The organism is Streptomyces sp. NPDC051561, from assembly GCF_044454195.1.
In the GTDB taxonomy this organism is placed as follows: Bacteria; Actinomycetota; Actinomycetes; order Streptomycetales; family Streptomycetaceae; genus Streptomyces.
Genome location: NZ_JBITDM010000033.1, coordinates 20,663 through 41,404, shown reverse-complemented (window position 1 = coordinate 41,404; position 20,742 = coordinate 20,663). Strand labels below are relative to the sequence as shown.

Genomic DNA, 20,742 nt, shown 5'->3' with positions numbered 1-20,742 from the left:
GAACTTGCCTCTCTGATGGGGCGGGGCAGCGTCAGCTGCCGACCGCCTGGGCCTCGCCGATGGCCAGTTGCTGCGGGATTGCGGTCCGCGTCTCGGTCAACTCGCCGCCCAGCGCGGTGCCCTGGACCTGCCACTCGATGGCCCACGTCGACGTCGCGGTCAGCGTGTACGTGGCGCCGGGCTGCTTGCCGGAGGTGCGGGTGTAGGTGTGACCGCAGGTGGGCGACGGCTTCTTGCCGTAGGCCGCGGTGTACGGGGTGCCGGGCCCGGCGCAGGTCACCGAGGCGCCGTCACCGGTCGACCACTGGATCGACGTCACCGTCGCCGTCGCGGTCACCGTCACCGCTCCGGCCGTCGCCGACGCCGTGTTCGGACCGGTCGTCGTGGGCGAGACCGCACTCCACATCCACACCGGCAACCCCACCAGCCCGGTCGCCCCCTTTTTCGGCGCGGTCTGGATCGTCGGCCCCTCCAGCAGCATCTGGTCCACCGCCTGATGGGCCAGCACCACCGGGTCGACCGCCGGGACCGGGGCACCTCCGCCCGCGCCGCCACCACCCACGAAGTCGATCGTGGTGGCAGGGTTGCCCACTTGCTCCGCGCACTCCAACTGATAGACCGTGCCGGTCACCCCGCCCCGCTCTGCACTGCCGGGCGGCGGCTGCGGGACCATCGGCTGCGACGTGCACACCGGCGCCTTCGGGTCCGGCTTGCCCCCGCCTGCGCCCGGACGGGAAGACGCCGGCTTCTTCCCGGATGCCGCCGGACGTTTCTGGCTCTTCTTGACGTCCTTGGCGGTCACGCACTTTGCCCCGAAGCGGCCCGCACAGTTGCCGAACGAGCCGTCGTTGGGCAGGGGCACCGCCGTTGCCGGACCGCTGAGGAGGACCAAACCCAGGGCGGCCGCGACGGCGGCGGCCCCTACGCGCCCGGTGCGCATGCGCCCTCCGGCTTCTCCGCGATGGTCATCCAGCCATTGGGCCACTTCTCCAGGCTGCTCACCATGACGAAGCGGTCGAGCGCCCCGGGCACGGGAGGCAGTGCCTTGCCGGACTTGTCGAGGGTCTTCCAGCCCGACACGTCCATGCACGAGGTGATGGTCGCGGTCGGAATCCGGCCACTCATGGTGATCTTCGTCACTTTCGAGTCGTTCTTGGGTGCTCCTTGAGCGTGGTTGCCTGCGTTCTTGAGTGACTGCACGTCGTTGTGGACCTGCTTGAGTGCGCGGCCGCTGACGTACTGGCGCACGTCGGTGGCCTTCCAGTCGACGATCTCGTAGGCCCTGGCCTGCTCCCGCAGGAAGTTCCCGTACGACGTGAGCACGGCGGTCTTCTCGGCGGCGAGCGGGTCGGCGCTGGTGGGCGGCGCCGCCGGCGTCTTGGGCGGGGTCGGCCTGGAGCTGGCGGTCGCGGCGGGCTTGGCCTCGGGCTTGCCGGACCCGGTCGAACAGCCGGTGACGGTGAGCGCGACGGCAACCCCCGCCACGCTGAAGGCGATTCGGTTTCGTGTGCGAAGTGCAACGGGAAGGCTGGCTTGGCTCATGGGGACCCCGGGTCGGTGGCGGTGGAGGGCTGCAAAAGGTGCGGCGGCACGTGTTCGGGCTGGTGGAGCAGCAGATTTGATCGTTCTGTGTAGCCGGCACGTTACGCAACGGACGGTCAACTGCCCACTGCCGTCAACGATTTGAATGGGACATACTGCGCTTAAGGGGATGCTGTGCCTGCGGAAAATCGACATGTAGTCGTGTGCAGACGCGACCGTCCGGCGAATTTTGGGGATATGCGCGCTCACAGTTCGGCCCATCCGCACGGCCCGGGACGCTCTCCGAGCCGGGTCCACACCGGGGCGCCGGGCCCCTGCTCCTCGATGTCCTCCAGCACCGCCGCGCCGAGCGGTACCTGACGGGCCATCGCGGCGACCTGGGGGTGCTCGGCGGCCATCGCCCGCAGGTCGGCGATCCGGTTCGCCAGCGCCCGACGCCCGCCCCCGGTCAGGACGAACAGCACCCTCGGAAAGCGGGGGTACCAGCGCTGCCAGGCAGGCCCGGTGACCGCCTGCGCGGCCTCGGTGCTGCGCCGCCCGCCCGGCGCCACCGGCTCATAGGTCCGAAATCGGGCGTACTCGATCAGCTTGCTCGCCAGGCGCTCCGCGCTCATCGTGCCCCGGTCGACCTCCACGAACGCCCGCAGCTTCGCACGCACCTCCCCGGTGGTGAGGGTGTAGCGCAGCAGGGCGTCCGCGATCAGCCGCTCCCCGTCGGGCAGCTGATGGGACACCTCCGGCGTCCAGTCCAAAAACCCGTGCTCGTCCTCGCGTGCACGGGCGTCACGGGCGAACGCGAGGTGGGTGCGGACGACGGTCAGGGTGTGGGCGGTGCGCAGGGACGCGGCGGTCGCGGTGGTGACGGGGTAGGCCGGGCGGCCGCGCAGCTCCGGCCAGTCCCGGCTGATCCGCACACCCTCCACGTCCAGGAACCAGGCCCGGGTTCGCCCCCCGGGCAGCTGGATGAACCCGACGAGTTCGGCCGTGCGCAGGCGGTTCACGGCCTCCGCGACCGACTGCCGGCTGACGCCGAGCATCTCGCGCAGCTGGTCGGTGGTGGCCATCCGGTGCTGGCCGAGCGCGGCCAGCACCTGGTGCGCCAGGGTCTCCTGAGTGGCGGGTACGTACCCGGTCTGCGGGCGGGCTGTGGTGGTCACGTGTACTCCTTGCTCGGGCCGTTCCCGGCGGGCATGGTGCCCGCCCTTTGCGGCGCGTTCTTGTTGAGGAAGTCCTGCACGGTGGAGGTGTGGGTGAGCGCCTGCTGGGCGAGCCGGTCGAGGGGCTGGGCGCCGGCCAGGTGGTCGGCGGCCCGGGTCAGCGCGGCGACCTCGGCAGGGTTGGCCCCGGTGCCGAAGACGTCTTCGAGACGGGGGCCCTCCAGTAGCAGCGGGCCGATGCGTTCGCCCTTGACGGTGAAGGTGGCGTAGTGCTGGTAGCGGCCGAGCCGGGCCACTGCCTCGGGGGCAACACGCTCACCCCACTCACCGGTGATGTGCCGGATCGCAGCCATCGACCCGGCCGTCGTCGTCAGCGTCGAGGAGTTCTGGAGCAGCGAGGCCCGCACCGGGTCGGAGAGCCGTTGCAGCAGTTGCGTCATCCCGTGCAGCCGGACCCCGAACTTCCGCAGCTGCTCCAGCATCGCGGCCAGCGATTCCGACGCGGCCCCGTCCAGGGTGATCAGCTCGTCCAGGTAGCCCTTGAAGGGGACTCGGCGGTTCTCCGGGAGGTCACGGCGGGAGAGCCCGGCGCGCAGCAGGTCCCGCATGAGCAGAGAGACCAGCAGCCGGTCGGTGGGCCCGTCCCCGGCCGGGCAGATCCACACCACCATGCGCCGGTCCATCGCCGTGCGGATGTTGTACGCCCCCACCGGGTTGCCGAGGAAAGCGCGGGCGGTGGGGTCGGCGGCGAGCCGGTCCAGCGGGTTGAGGACGACGGGCAGCGCGTCGGCGGGCAGCGTCGCGAAGGTGGTCCGCCACCAGGCGGCTGCCTCCGGCCTTTGCCCGAGCGCGCCGAGGACCGCCTCCCGGAACCCCGGGTCCGACAGCAGTGCCCGGATCTGGAACACGGTGGCCTGCGCCGTCGGCTCGTTTCGCCAACAGGCGAGTTGGTTGACCGCGACCAGCGCTTCGGCCGCCTTGGTGAAGATGGTCAGGGCGCGCGGTGCGCTGACCGCGTTCCAGCCCAGCGCGGCGGCAAAGGCATCGACGACCTGGGCCACCACCTGGTGGTCCTGCTGTCCCTGGTCCATGCCCAGCGGGTTCCAGCAGCCGAGCTGGGCCTGCCCGTGGGTGGTGGACAGGTCGATGCGGGCGATCCGTCCTGCCAGTGCGGGGTGGGCCAGATACGGGGCTGCCCGGTGCCAGGAATCGCCGTGCGGGTCGGCGAACAGCAGCCCGCCGCCGGCGCGGGCACGTCCGACGGCCTGGCACAGGGCGCGCTCCGTTTTGCCCCACCCGGCCTTGCCGACTGCGACCTCGAAGAGAGTCTCCGTCTCGAAGGTGGCGAGCAGCCGTCGCTCGCCGTCGCCGGTGCGGTGCCAGCCCTGCAATTCCAGCCGCGGGTTGCCCGGCTGCCAGGTGGGCACGGCGGTGGCCAGCAGGGGCAGACGGCAATGCATCGTGGGGGGCTTCAGCATCCCGGCCACCTCGCCCAGTGCCGCCCAGTTCGAGCGCGGGGCTCGGACCTGCCCCGTCTCCCACCGGTGATCAAAACTCTTGGAAGCCGGGCGGCTGTCGCTGGAGTAGCGCCAGGGCCCCAGGTGCCAGCCGCGCATCTGCCAGCGGGCCTCCCCACCAAAGACGTCCAAGGCGGCTTCGAGCTGGCGCAGTCGGGCACGGGCCCGGCCCTCGATGTCGGAGGTGCACCGCACCAGGACCTGCACGCGCACCAGGTGGGCGCCGGTGAGCTTGCCGAGAGCCTTGTCCCGGTCGATGCGGCGCGGCGAGGGCGGCATTACCCACCGCCGCCCGTTGCCCCGGTGGTCACCGCTGAGCATCTCCCGCAGCACGCTCAGCACACTGTCCTCGGCGCGCTCGGCGTCCCGGCGTACCCACGAGGACGCGCGGCCGGCTTCGCGCTGCTCGCTCCGGCGGGCCTCCTGGACTGCCTGCCAGCGCCGGGCCCGCAACTGCCACGCCGGGGCGCGCTGGAGGTCGAGGCAGATCTCCGCGAGGTCTCCGAGGTCGGCGCGCAGGTCGGCCACTGCGTCGGCGAGCGGCTGCAACGGGTCCGGGTCCAGCGGCACCTCCCGCAGTGCGCCGACTGTGTGGCCGCGCAGGACGAATTCCGCGCGCACCGTGTGCCGGGCCTTCCCCGCCTTGAGCGGTGGCGCCTTGCGGCAGGTGACTGCCGGGGAGTACGGGCTGGTGCGCAGCAGCAGGGAGGCACCGGCCGGGCCCTCGATGCGGTAGGCCAGCGGGGTGCGGCCGTCCGAGCGCATCCGCACCCGGACCGCCTTCGCCCGGCGCGGCACGTACCAGGGGCCGCTGCCGGAGGCACGCACCAACTGCACGCCGTAGCGGAAAATCTGCTCCAGCGACGGCTCGAACCCGTCGTGCGGCACGAGCTCCACGGCCATCCGTGACTGGCTCGCCTGGTCCGCGAGGCGGCGGGCCAGGGCCTCGCCGCCGGCGGCGAGGAGCACGGCGAGGGGCAGCAGCCACCACAGGCTGGCGGCGACCCAGCCCGCCAGATCGGCGAGCAGCCTCACCAGGGCGAGCGCCCCGTCCATGACGGCCGCGCCCCCGGCCAGCGTCAGCGGGTGGGGATCCATGACGTCCACACGTCTCCTTCAGTCGTGGCGGTGGTCTTCTTGTCCGGGTGGGGCGGGGTGTGCTGGAAGCGGAGAGTGGCGGGGCGGCCGTCGCGGTAGGTGCCCGCCGGGTCGGCGCCCGCCCACACCAGGTGGACCAGCGCCCTGCCGGGTCCGTCCGCACGGGCCGCGGAGGCCTGGATGCGGACCCGGGTGTAGGCCCGCACCGGCTGATCGGGCGGAAAGTACGCGGGCCACAAGTGGCGTCCCTGGCCGGTGGTTTCAGCGATCTGGACGGCCTTGCCCAGCTGGGCCAGCACCTGCCCGGTGTCCGGTGGGAGGTCGTCGGGCACGGCCGCCCGCACCGCCTTCTGGATGGCCGGATCGCCCCGCGGTCCTTCCCCGGAGACCGGCAGTGCGTTCGGCCGTCCCGCAGGCGCGTCCGGCACCGGATCCGCCGCCGACTGCTGGGCAGGACCAAGGCCCGAGCGTGCCGGGCCCAAGCGGGCGGTCGCGCCGTCCTCGGGCCCCCGGGGGGTGGGGGAGAGGACGGCGGGCGGGCGGGGAACGGGCTGGGGTGGTGCCGGCTCGGCCAGCAGGAACACGCCGAGCACGGCGAGCAGCACGCCGGCGGCGAGCAGCACGAGCGGGGAGCGCGGAGCGCTGCGGGTGCGGGTGCGGATGCGGGTCACAGCAGCCTCGCCCCTCCCGCGTAATCCGGCATGGAGGACAGGGCATCGATCCGCACCACCGTGCCGGGCCGGGCGGCGTTGATCATGCGGCCCTCGCCGAGGTAGATCCCGACGTGGTGTATCGAGGAGTTCTGGGTGGCGATATAGCCGTAGAACACCAGGTCGCCGGGGCGCAGCGCCTTTTGTCCGGCGGAGGCGGGGATCCGCGTGCCCTTTCCTGCCTGCGCGGCCGCCGTCCTCGGCAGGCTGATCCCTACCTGCGCGAACGCGTACGTCGTCAGCCCTGAGCAGTCGAACCCGCTGGTGCCGGCCCCGCTTTTGCCGCTGGGGGAGCAGCAGGAGCCCCGGCTGGGGCCCTTGGCGGTGCCGCCGCCCCACGAGTACGGGGTGCCCCGCATCGTGAGCGCCGCGTCGATGACCTTCTTCGCCCGCCCCGTCGCCGTTCCTCCGGCACCGGCTCCGCCGCCGGAGGTGCGGGCGGCCTCGGTGTAAGTGTCGATCCACTGCAGGACCTCGTTGCCGTACGCGGTGCTGCGGTTGTACTGGAAGAGGGCTTTGCGCAGCTGGTCACGGGCGGTGAGGTTGCGGCCGTTCCCGCACAGGTAGACCGCCGCCCCGAGCGCGGCGTCGTCGGCGTTGTGCGGGTTGCGCTGTCCGTCGCCGTTGCCGTCACGTCCGCTGCCGTTCCAGGTGGCGGGCATGAACTGGAAGGGCCCGACGGCCCGTTCGCCGGTGGCGGTGCCGTCCCACTTGCCGCCGTCGGTGTCATTGAAGGCGGTGGTGTTGCCGCCGACGCCGGAGCCGTTGAGGAGCGGGCCCAGGATGCGCGGGCTGATGTCCCCGCCTGCGGCCACCGCCTTCCCCTGGGCGTGGTGGGACTCGATGCGGGCCACCCCGGCCAGCACAGGCCAGGTCAACCCCCTGCACGTGGGCACTTCTCCGCCGATCTTGCTGACCGCGTTCTTATACGCGCTGAGCATCCGGGCGGGGATGTCCGCCGACGTGCCCTCGCCGCCACCCGCGCTGTCGTCGACTGCCTGCTCCGGCTGGGCGGCCAGCGCACTGAGCGCACTGAGCGCGCTGGAGACCGGGGCGGCACAGCACACCATGCTGACCAGCAGCAGCACCGCGAGGCAGCCGAGCTTCCGCTTGGCCGTCACTCCCCGTCACCACCGTCGAGACCGACGTCCCACGCGTCCCACGTCCAGTTGACGGGGTCCCCACCGCCTGGCTCCGGCTCCGGCTGGGGCCTGCGCCTCGGCTCGGACGTCGGCGGGGGCGTGGGCCGGGCGGCGGCCGCCCGGCAGGTCCCGCAGAGCGGGTTGCCGCCGATCCCGTACTTGCGGGTGGTCCGGTGGCACCGCGCGCACGGCCCGTCCTGCGGAGAGAGGGGAGTCGCCTCGGCGGGATCCAGCACCGGCTCCGGCGCGGGCTGCGGCCGCGGCCTGGCTTTCAGCGGGGCGCCCCCGCGGCCTTCCTCGGCGCGGCGGGCTTCCCAGTCCTCCCGCTGCGCTTCGAACAACGCGTCGTTGACGCGCTGACGGGTGTAGGAGGCGCCTTCGGCAGCCCGGGAGACCGGCGTGGGCGAGGAACCGGGTGCCGTGGAGGAGGGGCGGCGTGCCGGTGCGGAGAGGATCGCGCCGGCCACCGCCGTGTTCACCGCCGCCTGATGGGTGGCCTGTCCGGCGGCCTTCAGCGGCCGTCCGACCGGCTCCCACTGGCGGCCATCCTCTCCGAGCTGCGCCTTGGCGACCGTGACCTGCTGTTTGGCGTCCGCCCACAGGTCCGAGCGTGCCTGGTTGGCCCGGTCGACGGTGGCGGCCAGCCCGTAGGTGGCCCGGTAGCCGGTGAGGCCCGCCCGGCGGGCGACGCGGTAACCCCGCAGGCGCACCAGCCGGTTGTGCGCCCGCACCCCCAGCAGTGGCCGGTCGGTCGCCGGGTCGTGGAGGACCTCCCCGTTTTCCCGGATGCGTACCGGGGCGTGGGGGCCGCGCTGCGGGCCGTTCTTCCCGCCGCCGGGGGACTGCGGGCCGTTGGGGCCGGTGCCGTGCGGCCCGCTCACCGACGCCTCGTCCTGCTCGCCCGGCGGGAGTTTCGGGTCAGTGGGCACCCGCCACTTGGCGAGCTGGTCGTCACCGGGGCGGCTGCCGACCAGCAGCGAGTAGGCGCCGCGGACGGCCAGCGCACCACCAGCAGCGGCGATCATGCCGGGGGCCAGGCCCCGGCGGGCCTCGGCGCCCGCGTCCCGCAGGATGCCACCGCCGTTCACCGGCATGCCCGTGCCGTCCGACAGCGCCGCCAGACGGCTCATCAACCGCTGACGAGTACCGAGCAGCCCAGCCCTGAAACCGCCCTTGCCGCCGACGAGGAGCATGCCGCTCGACACCCCGCCGCCAGTGCCTCCGCCGGCTGCGTAGGTGGCCAAGGCTGCGCCGAACTCGGTGGAATCGCCCGCCAGATGGGAGCCGCCGACCTTCGAAAACCGCATCTGGGTCTGGAGCCGGTCGGCGAACCCGGTCGCCGACGCCAACAGGCGGCGGTGGAAGGCCAGTCCGAGCACGGCGACCGCGTCGACCAGCAGCAGGCGTTCCAGCAACAGGTCGGGCCCGGACACAAGGACCACGTCGACGGCGATACCAAAGAAGGGGATGAACGCGGCGACGGCGAACATCAGCAGCGTGGACGCCATGAAGATCATCAGCCATTTCCAGACCGCTGACCGGCTCGGGCCGGGCAGCATGCCCCAGACCAGGGCCACCCCGCCGACCGCACTGGCGCAGACCTCGGCGGCCTGGGTACCGAGCATCACCAGGACCATCGCCACGATCATCGCGGCGACCAGGACGACCGCGATGAGCAGCGCCAGCACCGCTCCGACCCGCTCCCACGAACTGTTCTTCGCATACGCGGCGGCCTTCGCGCCCGTCTCGCCGGCCTTGCCCAGTTCCTCGGTGAACGCGTTGAACTCGCGGGACTCCGGGGAGAGGTACTCCATGACCGCACCCGGGCCTAGCTCGTCGTCCGCTGTTGGGGGGTTGACGGGCGGCCCGCCGTTGCCCGCCACGCAGTAGTCGTGTGCGGGACCGTCGACGACGTCGCAGACGTCCTCCGCCTTCTTCTTCTGCTCCCCCTGCGCCGCACTGCCGGGCGTGTACGCGCCGTTGATCCACTTCAGGTGCACGGCGTAGGCCTTGGCATCCTTGGCCGGGTCGAGGATCTGCCCGTACTGGAGCAGCATGTAGGGCTTGACGATCAGCGCGTTGGTCAGCACATCCTGGAGCGGCTTGGCGATGCCCTTCACGCTGACCTTGTCCGGGTCTGCCTTGGCGCCCTGCCGCTGCTCACACGCCGCTACCGCGGCCCCCGGCAGCCCGGTGCAGGGCTCCTCTCCATGGGTGTCGAAGTCGTAGCTGTTGACGGTAGTGGCGGCGACTTCGGCGGCGGCCTGGTGGACCTGGTCCAGCGGCCCGTCCTTGGCCAGCAGGTAGTCCGGGCGGATCAGCGCGGACGCGGCGAACGCGGCGATGATCAGGGTCAGCAGGATCTCGCCGAGCCCGCGCGCCGTCTTGCCCCGCATGAACAGGATCAGCCCGAAAATGAACGCCCAGCCCAGCAGCAGCCCTTTGAGGCCGAGGGTGTCGACCACGAGACGTTTGTAGGTGTCGGCAAGTTCCTGCGCCGGGCCCAGCAGCAGCCCCAGCAGCGGGAAGCTGAACACGAATTCCACCAGCCAGCCCGCCAGGCCGACCAGGAGGCGCACGGCGGCGAACAGGCCGCTGAGCAGGAACGCCCGCGCGTTGTCGGCGACATTCAGGACCACTCCGGGGTTGGAGCCCATCCGGTAGCCCTCCAGCGGGGCCCCCTCGGAGGTCGTCAGGTTCAGCGGGGCCAGCAGCCCTGTCCCTCCGCCGCTGGTGCCGTCGGCGGCGGCGGCGACCTGGGTGTCGACCACGGTGAACACGACGGCCAGCAGCACGACGAATCCGGCTGCCCGCAGGGTGCCCCGGTCGAACCGGGCGGGCACCAGTCGGCGCAGACGCCCCCTCATACCTTTGCCCCCTGAAGAGACTTGGACAGACTCGGCCGCGCCGCCCCCGGGGTCGTGGAGATCCCGGAGCGGATCCGGGCCAGCGCCGGGATGATCACCTTGACGCGGCAGGTGTTCTGCCTCGGGGCGGTGAGGAGCATCTCGCCCTCGCGGCCCTTCTGCCCGACAGGGGAGAGGTCGGTGGTGACGGTGCGCAGGAGGGATTCGTCGGTGGGGTCCTGGCCGAGCCACTGCAGACCCCGGGCGGCGCGTGCGCGGTCGGTGGTGCGGGCGAGCACCCGGTAGGCCAGCAGTCCCAGGTCGGGACCGAGTTCCTTCGCGTCATGGCCGCCCATGAAGATCCCGGCGGCGTGCTTGCGGCCGTCGTGCAGGATCTCGTGGACCAGGGCGGTGCCCTCCGCCGAGCCGGTCAGCCAGTAGCACTCATCGGTGACGACCGTGCAGAACTGGGAGGTGTCGGCGAACGCGGCCTGCCGGGCGATGGCGGCGATCAGGTACAGGACGGCCCGCCCGATCAGGGCCTCCAGCGGCTGCTGGCGCAGGACTTCGGGCTGGGCGAACGCTTCCTTGGGGGGCAGGGTGAGGCCGGCGGTGGTGACCACCACCAGGTCCGAGCCGGGGGTGTCGGTCAGGGTGAGGGGCGGCAGCGCGGGGTCGAAGATCATCGCGGCCAGCGGGTTGCGGGCCACGATCTGCAGCAGGTCCGTCAGCGTGGCGGCGGCGTCCCGCCGGGCACTGGCCCCGCTCTGCGCGGTGGCCATCTCCTCCAGCGCGGTCAGCACCCCGGCCATCGACGGCTCCGCCGACGCGGTGGCCTCCTCGACCGCCCGGTGCAGCACGGAGCCAGCCGTCGACATCGCCCCGATCCCCAGCTGCAAGGTCAGATAGGACAGGGCGTAGTGGGCGCCGGTGGCACCGCCGAAGATGCGCAGCGGGTCGATCGACACGGCGGCGGTGGCCGCGTCCACGATCTGATGCCGCCCGGGGGCGGCATCCTGGGCGTAGGCGGCCCACTCGCGGACCGGGGTGCGGTCGATGACGATGGCCCGCCCGCCCCGGTCCACCACCCCCGATTTCAGCAACTTCAGCAGCACCGACTTCCCCGACCCCAGGTCCCCGACCACTCCCAGCGATGCGGAGGCGTGCTGTGCGGGGGCGTCGGCCGGGTCGATCAGCACCGGCCGGGTGGTGCCACAGTCCTGGTCGTAGCCGATGAAGATCCCGGTCGGGTCGCCGGACTCGCCACCGGTGACCGCCCCCATCAGTGCCCAGTCCTCCGAGACGTGCAGCTGCACGAACTCCCGGAGCGAGGCGGGGCGGGCCGTGCCCGGCAGGCCCAGAGCGAAGAGGACCTCCTGGCGTCCGGTGGGGCGCACCGCCCGGTAGTCGGCCTGCGTCAGCACGGCGGCCAGGGCACGGGCCCGGGTGTCGCACTGGGCCGCGGTGGCCCCCCACACCGTCAGCACGGTCACCGACTGGACCTCGACCTCCACCGAGGTGCGCGACATCCGCGCGTCCATCTCGTTCAGGTCCCCGACCGCTTCGGGCACTGAGGAGGGCATCCCGGTGACCTGCGCCCCGTACTGATCGGCCTGCTCGTGGAGATCCTTCTTCTTCTGCTGGATCTTCCTCCGGGACTGCGCGGCCGTCAGGATCTCCATGTCGACGGTGAAGTCCACCGGGAACGGGAGCGTTTCGAGCTGGGTCAGCAGATCGGCACTGTCCGCTGTCACCGCCGGGGGCAGCTGGGACAGAACGAGGTGGGCCTGGAAGCCGGTGCCGTCCTCGGTCTCCACGGCCAGCCACCGCCGCGCCAGCGGCGAACCCGCCCGCGCCGCTCGTCGGGCGAACCTCGCCGCCAGCCCTCGCGCGGTGTCCTGCTCGTCCTCCTCCTGGCCGTCGTCCTCGGCACGGATGGCGTCCTGCCCGCCCTCCGTCAGCCGCACCTGCCCCAGGTCCGCATAGGAGGGAGAGCGCAGCACGCCGCCGCGCACCCGACCCCCGTACAGACCGCAGGTCGCCGCCTCGGCGAGGAGCGGCTCGGGCTGGCCGCGGTGCAGGGCGTGCTGAACGATCCACACGATTTCCGCCGGGGTTGCCGCACGCAGTTCCAGGGCGGAGCCGATCGCGGCGGCGATCCGGTCGGCCTGCTTCTGGCACGCCGTCACCTCACTGCGCCGAACCGGGGCTGCCTGCATGCCGAGTTCGGCGGAGACCTCGGCCCACAGGGAAGCGAGCGCGGCCCCGGCCTCGTGCCGGCGGGAAGCGGCATCAAGCGGCACGGCCAGCCAGAGCGTCCGCTGGTGCATCTCCTGCCCGTCCAGCAGATCGAGCGCGGCCTCCGTGGTCTGCGCCCACGGGTGCTGCTCCCCATCGGGGCCCGGTGGCATGGCCACACCGTCGATCATCTGGAGGGCGATCTCGCCGGGGTCGGTCTGTGCGCACAGTCCGAAGAACCGGGGCGCTCCGGACAGCGAGCGCACCAGCGAGGTGACCTTGGCCAGGGTTTCCTCGCGGACCTGGCTGCTCAGGTAGCGGCCCCCTTCGGGGCTGATCCGCCACACGGCCCAGGTGGTGCCCTGCACGGACCACAGCAGGTGACCGGCGATGTGTCGGATGGGGACCCTCATGACGAACTCCTGGACGTGGAAACGGAAACGGCGGCAGAGGCGGCGAGCCGCTGGTGGAGCGGGGACAGCGGGGCAGCAGCCCGGCGGTCGGGACGGGACGGCGGGCGTGTGGCGCTGGGGCGCGGGGAAGGGGCGGCCCGGGAAGGCCGCCGCCGCGGGGCCGGGCTCCGCCGGGCGGCCGCCGCCCGCTGGGCCGCGGGAGCCGGCTTCGCTCCCGGGACAGGGGCGGCCTCGATGACGAACCCGCCGTGCAGGGTGCGGGGGGCCCGGCCGTGGGCGGCGCGTCCGTTGATCCGCCCGGCGTGCGGGCGGAGCAGCATGCTGCTCCAGCCGAGCAATGCGGACAACGGCTCGCGGCCCGCTATCCGTGCGCCCCGCACCGCCCAGACCGCGACGGCCCAGCCGACGATCGGCAGGGGCCCCAGCGCGGGCGCCCACCAGCCGACGGTCTTGATCAGGGTGAACGCACCGAGGAAGGCGACCGTGAGCTGGATCGGCGTGTAGGGACCGAACGGCAACTTCCACTCGCCGACCCGCCCGAGCACCCATGGGTGGCGGCGGGCGGCGGTGTACGTACGGCCGACCCGCGCCGGTGCCCCGCTCACAGCACCGGATCCTCGGGCCGCACCCACATCACCGCAGCTGCCTTCGGCTTGGTGCCCGGGTTGTTGACCTCGTCCTCGAACTTGTCCGAGAGGGCGTTGCGGGAGTCGTAGAGGGCGAGCGCGATCACCATCAGCAGCAGCGCCCCGATGCCCGCCTTCAGGCTGGCGCGGCGGATGACGGTGATGACCACGATCACGATGAGCGCGGCCTTGAGCCCCTTGTCGCCCCAGTCGGCCAGGGTCGCGATCCACGAGTCGCCGAGCACACCGACCTGCCCGGCCAGAATCAGTTCATTCACCGGGCACCCCCGGTGAGGCCGCTGGCGGTGACGGCGGCCACTTCCCACCGTCCGGCCCGCGCGGTCAGGTCAAGGCCGTAGTCCAACGGCCAGGCTCCGCCCGCCGTGTCCTTCGCCCGCACCTGTGCCCGCACCCGCACCCGTGTGCCGTCGGCCGCGACCGTTTCGACGGCGGCGGCCTGCTGATCGGCGCCGAGCTGCTCCACCTCCACCTGGTGGTAAGCGGCCTGAGGGGCACTCAGGCTCACGCCGGGGACGGCGTAGCGGTCGATCTGCCCGCCCGAGAGGTACGCGGTGAGGAACTCCGCGACCGTGGTGGACAGCGGCTGCCCGGTGGTGGGCACGGCGACCGGGTAGCTGGACTCGGCAACCTCGGCGGCCGGGGTGGGGGCGGCCACCTGGGCAGGCCCGCCGGGGACGGCGAACCGTCCGTCACTGCCGGCCGTGACCGGGAGGGCGAAGTACCGCACCGACCCGCCCCTGCCGGTGGCCGCGACGGTGACCTGCCACCGGCCCGGGGCGGTGGCCGTCGCGCTGATCGCGCTGACCATCGCGGCCGGAGCGGGCGTGTCCGGCAGATCGGTGCCCGGCGCCATCGCCTGCACCCGGCGGGACGCCTCGGACACGACCTTCGTGCTGCTGGCCAGCCAGGAGGACACGAGGAGTTCGGCGTACCCGGACGGGTCGGCCACGGGGGCAATGGCCACCGTGGCGGGCGCCTCCTTCGGGGCGGCGGCCACGGTGCGCGGGGCGGGCAGCACGGCCAGGACCAAAGCGGCCGGCCCTGCGGCCAGCGCACCCCAGACGGCCATCCGGCCGGTGGACACCCGGCGCCGGGCAGCACCGAGCGCGGCCCCGTCGGCGACGGGCGGGGACGCCTCGTCGGACGCAGTAGTACGAGCGGAACGTGGAGACACCGGCACTCCCTGGGAGTTGTCTGCGGGGGATGACACCTGCAGACAACCCACCCGGGCTTACCGGTTCGCTTACCGAATCCGCCTCACCACGATCACAAGGCGGTCTCGTTTCTCCTGGTCAGTGTCATGGTCAGCCCGGCGGCAGACTGACCATGACACTGACCGCGCCGCTGCCCGCATTCGTTCGGCACGGACCACGCAAGGAGGGCGGGGCAGACACTGACCACGGCACTGACCATGACGTTCACTGAACTGACCATGGTACTGACCACGCCTCTTTCCGCTCCGGCACTGGCCACGAGGGCGGCCAAGCGTGCACCGGCAGGGGGACCGGCCACGGCTGGCGGCCGCACTGACCATGGCCGGTGGCCACCTGACCATGGGGTAGGTCCCGCAGGAGGAAGCGGCCGCTGGCCACCGCGTCCGGGGTGGCCACAGTGGGTTGGCCGGAGGCCGCCGGGCTGCTGCCACTGGCCGGTGGCCACTCGCGCTGGCCACCGGGGCGCGCGGTGGCCACCGCGCATGCCCAGTGACCAGCGGACGCGGGCGCCTCCCGTGCGGAGCGGGCGCTGGGTCGCAAGGTAGGGGATGCCAACGGCACGGCCTCACAACTGGTCAGCGGGCTGCGGCCCCTGCGTGACTCGGATGCCGTCGACTCGACAACGATGACGGCGGCGGGCAGGAGTGGACCCCCGGAAACCAGGCCGGCCCCCGCACTGCCCCACGGGGGAGGACAGCGCCGGGGCCGACGGTCCGGTCAGCGTAGCTGGATCTCTCACCGGTCCTGGGAGAGTTTGTACAGCTCGGCGAAGAGTCCGCCCGCGTCCAAGAGCGCCTCGAACGTGTCGGACTCGGCAATGCGGCCCTGGTCGAGGACGATGATGCGGTCCGCGATCCGGGCGTTCTCCAGGTTGTGGGTCACGAACACGGCGGCCTTGCCCGCGGCGAGTTCCTTAAACCGGCGGATCACCAGGTGCTCGGCGCGCGGGTCCATCGCGGAGGTCGGCTCATCGAGCATCAGCATGGCGGCGTCCCTGTAAAACGCTCGGGCGACTGCGATGCGCTGCCACTGTCCGCCGGACAGGTCGGTGCCGCCCCAGTTGGAGCTCGCGACCAGGGTGTCGAGCCCGTAGGGGACCTTGTTGATGACGCTGTCCGCGCCGGCCGCCTTCGCCGCGTGAAGGAGCAGGGCGTCGTCGTCGGTGCGGGGCTGGCCGAGGTGGATGTTGGCGCGCAGGTCCATGGGCCAGCGGGTGTAGCCCTGCGGGACCAATCCGACCTTGGACCACACGCTGTGCGGGTCGGCCTCGGCCAGGTCGGTGCCGTCCCAGGCCACCGTTCCCCCGGTGTTCGCGACGCGCAGCCCGGTGAGCAGGGCGGACAGGGTGGTCTTACCCGACCCGTTCTCTCCCACCAGTGCGATCAGCTCGCCGCGTCGGAGCGTGAGGCTGACGCCGTCGACCGCCGGGGCGTCGGAGCCCGGGTAGGTGTAGCTGACGTTCTCGACGCGGATCTCCGCGGGGGCGTCGGCGGGGATCGGGATGGTGCCGCGTACGGCGCGCAGGGCTTTCGCCCGGCGCAGGAACGCCTGCCAGTCGTCCAGGTACAGCGACGTGCGGAAAAGTCGGGCTGCGGCCATGACCAGGGAGGTGAGGGCGCCGGTGGAGGTACGGACGGCGATGACGGCGGTGGCCGCGATGGCCAGGTCCATCCGCCCGGTGGCGGTAAGCCAGCCGAGTGCGACCCAGGTTGCCCCGAGCATTAGCCCGCTGATGGTGGAGCCGAGCAGCGTGACCCGCAGGACACGCGGGGCCGCCGCGCGGTGGGTAGCCTTGATCCGGTCGGTGATCTGGCGGTACCAGGTCGCCAGGAAGGTGGCCATGGTGGTGGCGCGGACCTCGGCGGCGGTGCGGCGCTCGGTGGAGTAGTACCGCAGCAGGTAGCGCAGGTGGTTGTCCGAGATGTTCTGGTAGTCCGCCCGGTGCTGAATCCGCGCGGTGGTGATGGCGGCGGCGCCCTTGGGGACCACGGCCAGTACGAGCAGGGGCAGCAGCAGGGGGTGCAAGACCGTCAAAACCGAGGCCGCCGCGATGAGCTGGGCGAGTGCCGAGACCAGGGCCTGGGCGTCGCCGATCAGGTTCTCGGTCGCCTCGGCGCCTTTGCCGGCGGCCTGGAGGCGGTCGGTGAAGCCGGGCCGGTCGTATGCCTCCAACTCCACCTCCGGGGCGGCGGCGAGGATCTGGAGGTCCGCCTCGGTCGCGACCTCCGGTGACAGGCGGGCCGAGGCATAGACGGCGAACGCATCGGCTCCGGCCCGCACCCCGGTGGCCACCGCGACCACGATCAGCGCGGGGGTGGCCGCGCTGACCCGGTCGGCGACCGCGCCGCCGGCGAAGAGGTGGTTCATCGCGCCGGGCAGTGCGCCGAGCGCGACCGCTGCGGAGGCGGCGACGACCAGCTGGCACAGACCCAGCCAGAGCATTGCCGGGCGGTCGGCGGCCCAGCCGAGCCGGGTAGCGGCGGCGAGCGTACGCGGCAGCCGGGCGGCCATTCGCCACCAGGAGGCGTTGGCGATGTCCTCGAAGTGCGGGTCGCTCTGGTAGCCGACCTGCTGCGGGGAACCGGTGGTCGTGGGGGCGGGTGAGGACTGTGTCACCCGCCCCATCCTGGTGCGCCCGCCGGGGTGGCCGGGGCCTTTTGAGCCGAACTCGCCCGCCTGGTGGACCCGGTGTCTACAGGGCCCGCAGGGCCAGTTCGACGGCCGTGATCAGGAACAGCCCGGTGCGGTACGGTGCCGCCTCATCCGGGCCGAGCGCGGCACGCTCGATCGTCTCGCCGAGCACGGCCGGATCGAGGTAGCCCTGCTCGACCAGGTACAGGTCCTTGCCCCAGCTGCGGAGTAACCCGGTGCTGTATTCGTGCACGGCCCGGTTCATCAGGTGCCCGAAGTTCTCCCGCATCACCGGGTGCACCACCGCATCGGGCAGACCCCGGACAGCGAACCGTGTCGTCAGCAGCTTCTTCTCGCGCTTCCACTCCAGTGGGAGACGCTGCCCGAAGCGGACCAGGTCGGGGTCGGTGAACGGGGCGAGGGCCCACAGGCCCCGGCGTGCGAGGAGCGGGGTGGCGACCTCCAGGGCGACCAACGCGGTCTCGGGGGCCACGGTGGCCGGGGAGATCCCGGTGTTCACCTCGCCGAGCAGGTCACGGACCCGCTCACCGCACCAGGTGGGTGCCTCCGGGGCGCGTACGGGCGCCCCGTCAGGGCGCCGGACGCGGGCGACTTCGTCGCCGCCGAACCCGGCGACCACTGTGGTGATGCCGCGCGCCATCAGCGCCTGGGCAAGCGCGTCGGCGGCCTCCAGGTGCGGCTCGTCCAGCGGGCTGATCGCCTCGGGGTGGGCGCGGCGCAGGCCGCCCGGGGCGAGCGGCGGATACTCGGCAGCGGGCACCGTAACGTCCGGGGCGAAACCGGTGTGGTCGATGACCATGCGGCGACGGGCGATCTGCTGCGGTCCGGCGTCGCCGCCGATCAGCAGCGCGCACGGCGTGATCAGGCCCGGGTGCGCGAGTGCGAGGGAGATCGCGAGGTTGGTGGAGTCCTTGCCCCCGGAGAGCTGCGCTGCGGTCTGGGCGGGGGTGAGGGGGCGGCGGGCGTAGATGTAGTCGACGAGGGTTTCGAATGCGCCCACCAGAGCGTCGCTGTCGGTGCCTTCGGACAGTTCGGAGGGTTGGGCGTGCTCGGCCGCGGCCGGGTAGACCAGGCGCAGACCCTCAGCGTCCGCGTACGCCCCGGAGCGTTCCGAGAGCCGTTTGATGCTGGTGAACAGGGTGTCGTGCCCATAGCGGGGGTGCCCGGTCAGCAGCCGCATCACCTCCTTCTCATCCAGCTTGTCCGGCGCCTGGCGGGCCTTCAGGTCCATCAGTTGCCACGAGCCGACGAGCCGCCCCGTGTCGTACGCGAGGTAGAGCGGGCACACCCCGCCGAGCCCGGTCTCAAGGCGCAGCCCGTCCGGGCCAGCCTCAATCCACACGGACTGGAGCGGCCATTTCTCGCACTCGGAGACGGCGCGGGCGTACACCGCGGCGTCGACCCGTACCGGCCCCGCCGCCCTGAGCAGGGAGGCGCGGCCCACGGCCCGCTCGCGCACCACCAACAGCGTGGCCGTGCCGTCGGTGACCGCCCGTGCCTCCAGTGCCTCACTTGCCAGTGGCCGGATGCGGTCCCCACCGCGTCCCCAGCAGCCTCCGCCCTGCTCACACCACTGCCACGGCCCCTTACCGGCCCGCAGATCGACCGACAACGTCAACATCCCTGAACTCCCCTCGCAACGGCCTTCGGACATGCGACGGGGCCCGCGCGGCACAGGTCGGGCGCGGGCCCCGGTGGTTCTGGTGGTGCCGGATGGAGCGAGGCGGTCAGTCCTCGAACCGGCCCTGGTCCGAGCTCTCCTGCGGCTTCTCGTCGAAGCGCGCGGTGTCACTGGGCACAGCGGTGATCTCCGGTCCGGCAAACACGGACTCCCACGGACGGCTCTGGTCCTGCATGGCGATCCCCTTTTCACTGGGCGAACCCGTTAACAGAACGTCATCGGGCTTCGTCAATCAGTGAACTGGGCAGGGGAGTTCACGGGTACCGTACGGACTGCGCTAAACCGTATATCGGGTATATAGAGGGTAGGGACCCCATGACCCAGCGCACTGCGAACCACCAGCTCAAGAGGCTGATCGACGAGTCCGGGCTGCCGTACGACGGTGTCGCGCGGGCCGTGAAGGCCATCGCGTCGGAGAGTGGCCAGCGGCTGGGGACGAACAAGTCGGCCGTCCATCACTGGACCCTCGGCGCAACACCGACCGGCCAGACCCCTGGATACCTGGCCGAGGCGCTCTCCCGGCGCCTGGGCCGCCGGATCACCCGCGAAGATCTCGGACTCGTTTCCCCCACGGGCTGCGAAGATGAAAGCATCGGTCTGACGCTGGACTTCGATCCCATCGAGACGCTGACCGCCATCGGGAGCGCAGACGTGAACCGACGCCGTTTCCTCGCCGCCTCCGCCTACTCCATGGCCGCCGCGACGTTGCCGCTGGAGAGCGTGCAGGAAGCTGCCGCCCGGACCCGCACCGTCAGCAGCGGAGCCGTCGCCGGGCGCGCCGACGTCGCGGCGGTACGCGACATGGTGAAGCTCTTCATGGACATGGACGAGCGCCACGGCGGGCAGCATGGCCGCTCCGCGTTCGTGCAGTACCTGGTCACCGACATCGCCGGCCTGTGCCGGGGCCGCTTCGCCAATGAAGAGATCCGCGCCGAGGCGCTGTCCGTCGCCTCGGCCGCAGCACACCTGGCGGGCTGGAAGGCGTACGACAGTGGGGAACAGGGGTTGGCGCAGCGCTACTACGTCCAGTCGCTGGCGCTCGCGCGGGAGTCGGGCATTCTCGGCCAGGACGGCTTCGTGATGCGGACCATGTCCCAGCAGGGCATGAAACTGCACCGGCCCGAGCACTGCCTCGCGCTCGCCGAGACCGGCTGGGACCGGGCCAAGGGCCGGGTCGGCTCCCAGGTCGAGGCGCTGTTCGCCATCACCCACGCGCATGCCCTCGCCAAGACCGGCCAGATTCCCCAGGCCCTCACCGGCGTCGACCGTGCCCACGCGGCGCTTGTGGCCGGCGCCGCCGACGACGTCCCGTTCTGGGCCCTGGTGTGGGGCCCGCCCGCCGCCACCGTTCACAGTCGCAGCGCGAAAGTCTTCGAGACGCTCGGCGACCGGCCCAACTCCGCCCGCAGTTACGCGACCGCCGCAGCGAGCCGGCCGGGGACGACGTACGCCAGGATCATCGCCCTGGACCTCGTTGCCCAGGCCGAGCAGCAGGCCAAGCAGGGGCAGATCGAGCAGGCGTGCACCACCTGGGGCCAGGCGATCGACACCATGACCGGTGTGAAGTCCACCCGCACCCTCAAGTCTGTCCGGACCCTGCGCTCAGACCTACGCCCGTACCGGTCCCGCGGCGTACGGGTAGCGGCCGAACTCGACGAACGCGCCCGCGTCTTCCTCGCCCACCACCGGTGAGGACCGTGCCGCACCCGCTGTAACCTCAGCCGGACTGAGCTCTGGGGCGGGCGGCGAAAGCCGTGACGGACGCCCCGGTCCGCTTCGACTCCGGAACTTCCTCCTCGGACGTACCGAAGGGGCCCGCTGCCGGGCTGATGGTGGAAGTGGCGGCGGGGGCCACCCGGCACGCACCGCCACCGTGACTCGCGTC

The 20,742-nt window shown here is 72.3% G+C and carries 15 protein-coding genes; 1 reads left to right on the top strand and 14 read right to left on the bottom strand.

The genetic code is table 11. The features are described from left to right. Positions 1 to 31: 31 nt before the first annotated feature. From ACIA73_RS38630 to ACIA73_RS38565, 14 genes are all read right to left on the bottom strand, one after another. A complete protein-coding gene (locus ACIA73_RS38630; RefSeq protein ID WP_399443669.1) occupies positions 32 to 940 on the bottom strand; it encodes an ATP/GTP-binding protein in 909 nt (302 codons plus the stop codon). Next, on the bottom strand, positions 922 to 1,485 hold the full coding sequence (locus ACIA73_RS38625; protein WP_399443668.1) for a hypothetical protein: 564 nt from the start codon (positions 1,483 to 1,485) through the stop codon (positions 922 to 924). Before ACIA73_RS38625 ends, ACIA73_RS38630 begins: the two co-directional genes overlap by 19 nt. Positions 1,486 to 1,787: 302 nt before the next feature. Beyond that, positions 1,788 to 2,699, bottom strand: a complete 912-nt coding sequence (locus ACIA73_RS38620) for a replication-relaxation family protein (RefSeq protein ID WP_399443667.1) — start codon at positions 2,697 to 2,699, stop codon at positions 1,788 to 1,790. After that, entirely contained in the window at positions 2,696 to 5,314 is a 2,619-nt protein-coding gene (locus ACIA73_RS38615; protein ID WP_399443666.1) for an ATP/GTP-binding protein, read from the bottom strand. The genes ACIA73_RS38620 and ACIA73_RS38615 overlap by 4 nt, the downstream gene beginning before the upstream one ends. Beyond that, the gene (locus tag ACIA73_RS38610) at positions 5,296 to 5,985 is read right to left on the bottom strand and encodes a hypothetical protein (RefSeq protein ID WP_399443665.1); all 690 of its coding nucleotides are present in this window, start codon (positions 5,983 to 5,985) and stop codon (positions 5,296 to 5,298) included. Before ACIA73_RS38610 ends, ACIA73_RS38615 begins: the two co-directional genes overlap by 19 nt. After that, positions 5,982 to 7,145, bottom strand: a complete 1,164-nt coding sequence (locus ACIA73_RS38605) for an NlpC/P60 family protein (protein WP_399443664.1) — start codon at positions 7,143 to 7,145, stop codon at positions 5,982 to 5,984. Before ACIA73_RS38605 ends, ACIA73_RS38610 begins: the two co-directional genes overlap by 4 nt. Beyond that, the gene (locus ACIA73_RS38600; protein WP_399443663.1) at positions 7,142 to 10,033 is read right to left on the bottom strand and encodes a hypothetical protein; all 2,892 of its coding nucleotides are present in this window, start codon (positions 10,031 to 10,033) and stop codon (positions 7,142 to 7,144) included. The genes ACIA73_RS38605 and ACIA73_RS38600 overlap by 4 nt, the downstream gene beginning before the upstream one ends. Next, positions 10,030 to 12,663 carry an ATP-binding protein gene (locus ACIA73_RS38595; protein WP_399443662.1) on the bottom strand — a complete coding sequence of 878 codons (2,634 nt, stop codon included), beginning with the start codon at positions 12,661 to 12,663 and terminating at the stop codon, positions 10,030 to 10,032. The genes ACIA73_RS38600 and ACIA73_RS38595 overlap by 4 nt, the downstream gene beginning before the upstream one ends. Continuing rightward, on the bottom strand, positions 12,660 to 13,268 hold the full coding sequence (locus ACIA73_RS38590) for a hypothetical protein (protein WP_399443661.1): 609 nt from the start codon (positions 13,266 to 13,268) through the stop codon (positions 12,660 to 12,662). Before ACIA73_RS38590 ends, ACIA73_RS38595 begins: the two co-directional genes overlap by 4 nt. Then, complete coding sequence (locus ACIA73_RS38585) at positions 13,265 to 13,567, bottom strand: hypothetical protein (protein ID WP_399443660.1); 303 nt, start codon at positions 13,565 to 13,567, stop codon at positions 13,265 to 13,267. Before ACIA73_RS38585 ends, ACIA73_RS38590 begins: the two co-directional genes overlap by 4 nt. After that, positions 13,564 to 14,484, bottom strand: coding sequence for a conjugal transfer protein (locus ACIA73_RS38580; protein WP_399443659.1), 921 nt, complete (start codon positions 14,482 to 14,484; stop codon positions 13,564 to 13,566). The genes ACIA73_RS38585 and ACIA73_RS38580 overlap by 4 nt, the downstream gene beginning before the upstream one ends. A 775-nt stretch (positions 14,485 to 15,259) precedes the next feature. Then, entirely contained in the window at positions 15,260 to 17,149 is a 1,890-nt protein-coding gene (locus ACIA73_RS38575) for an ATP-binding cassette domain-containing protein (protein WP_399443658.1), read from the bottom strand. 67 nt (positions 17,150 to 17,216) lie between these two features. Then, complete coding sequence (locus tag ACIA73_RS38570; protein ID WP_399443657.1) at positions 17,217 to 18,797, bottom strand: hypothetical protein; 1,581 nt, start codon at positions 18,795 to 18,797, stop codon at positions 17,217 to 17,219. Positions 18,798 to 18,903: 106 nt separating this feature from the next. Beyond that, positions 18,904 to 19,032, bottom strand: a complete 129-nt coding sequence (locus ACIA73_RS38565) for a hypothetical protein (protein ID WP_266662108.1) — start codon at positions 19,030 to 19,032, stop codon at positions 18,904 to 18,906. Positions 19,033 to 19,172: 140 nt separating this feature from the next. On the opposite strand from ACIA73_RS38565, the gene ACIA73_RS38560 reads away from it, so the two are divergent. Beyond that, positions 19,173 to 20,549, top strand: a complete 1,377-nt coding sequence (locus tag ACIA73_RS38560; protein WP_399443656.1) for a hypothetical protein — start codon at positions 19,173 to 19,175, stop codon at positions 20,547 to 20,549. Positions 20,550 to 20,742: the final 193 nt, after the last annotated feature.

Bases quoted from the DNA above. Each gene is read 5' to 3' on its own strand.
- ACIA73_RS38630 (WP_399443669.1), bottom strand. From the start codon at position 940: ATGCGCACCGGGCGCGTAGGGGCCGCCGCCGTCGCGGCCGCCCTGGGT.
- ACIA73_RS38615 (WP_399443666.1), bottom strand. From the start codon at position 5,314: ATGGATCCCCACCCGCTGACGCTGGCCGGGGGCGCGGCCGTCATGGAC.
- ACIA73_RS38600 (WP_399443663.1), bottom strand. From the start codon at position 10,033: ATGAGGGGGCGTCTGCGCCGACTGGTGCCCGCCCGGTTCGACCGGGGC.
- ACIA73_RS38595 (WP_399443662.1), bottom strand. From the start codon at position 12,663: ATGAGGGTCCCCATCCGACACATCGCCGGTCACCTGCTGTGGTCCGTG.
- ACIA73_RS38575 (WP_399443658.1), bottom strand. From the start codon at position 17,149: ATGGGGCGGGTGACACAGTCCTCACCCGCCCCCACGACCACCGGTTCC.
- ACIA73_RS38570 (WP_399443657.1), bottom strand. From the start codon at position 18,797: ATGTTGACGTTGTCGGTCGATCTGCGGGCCGGTAAGGGGCCGTGGCAG.
- ACIA73_RS38565 (WP_266662108.1), bottom strand. From the start codon at position 19,032: ATGCAGGACCAGAGCCGTCCGTGGGAGTCCGTGTTTGCCGGACCGGAG.
- ACIA73_RS38560 (WP_399443656.1), top strand. From the start codon at position 19,173: ATGACCCAGCGCACTGCGAACCACCAGCTCAAGAGGCTGATCGACGAG.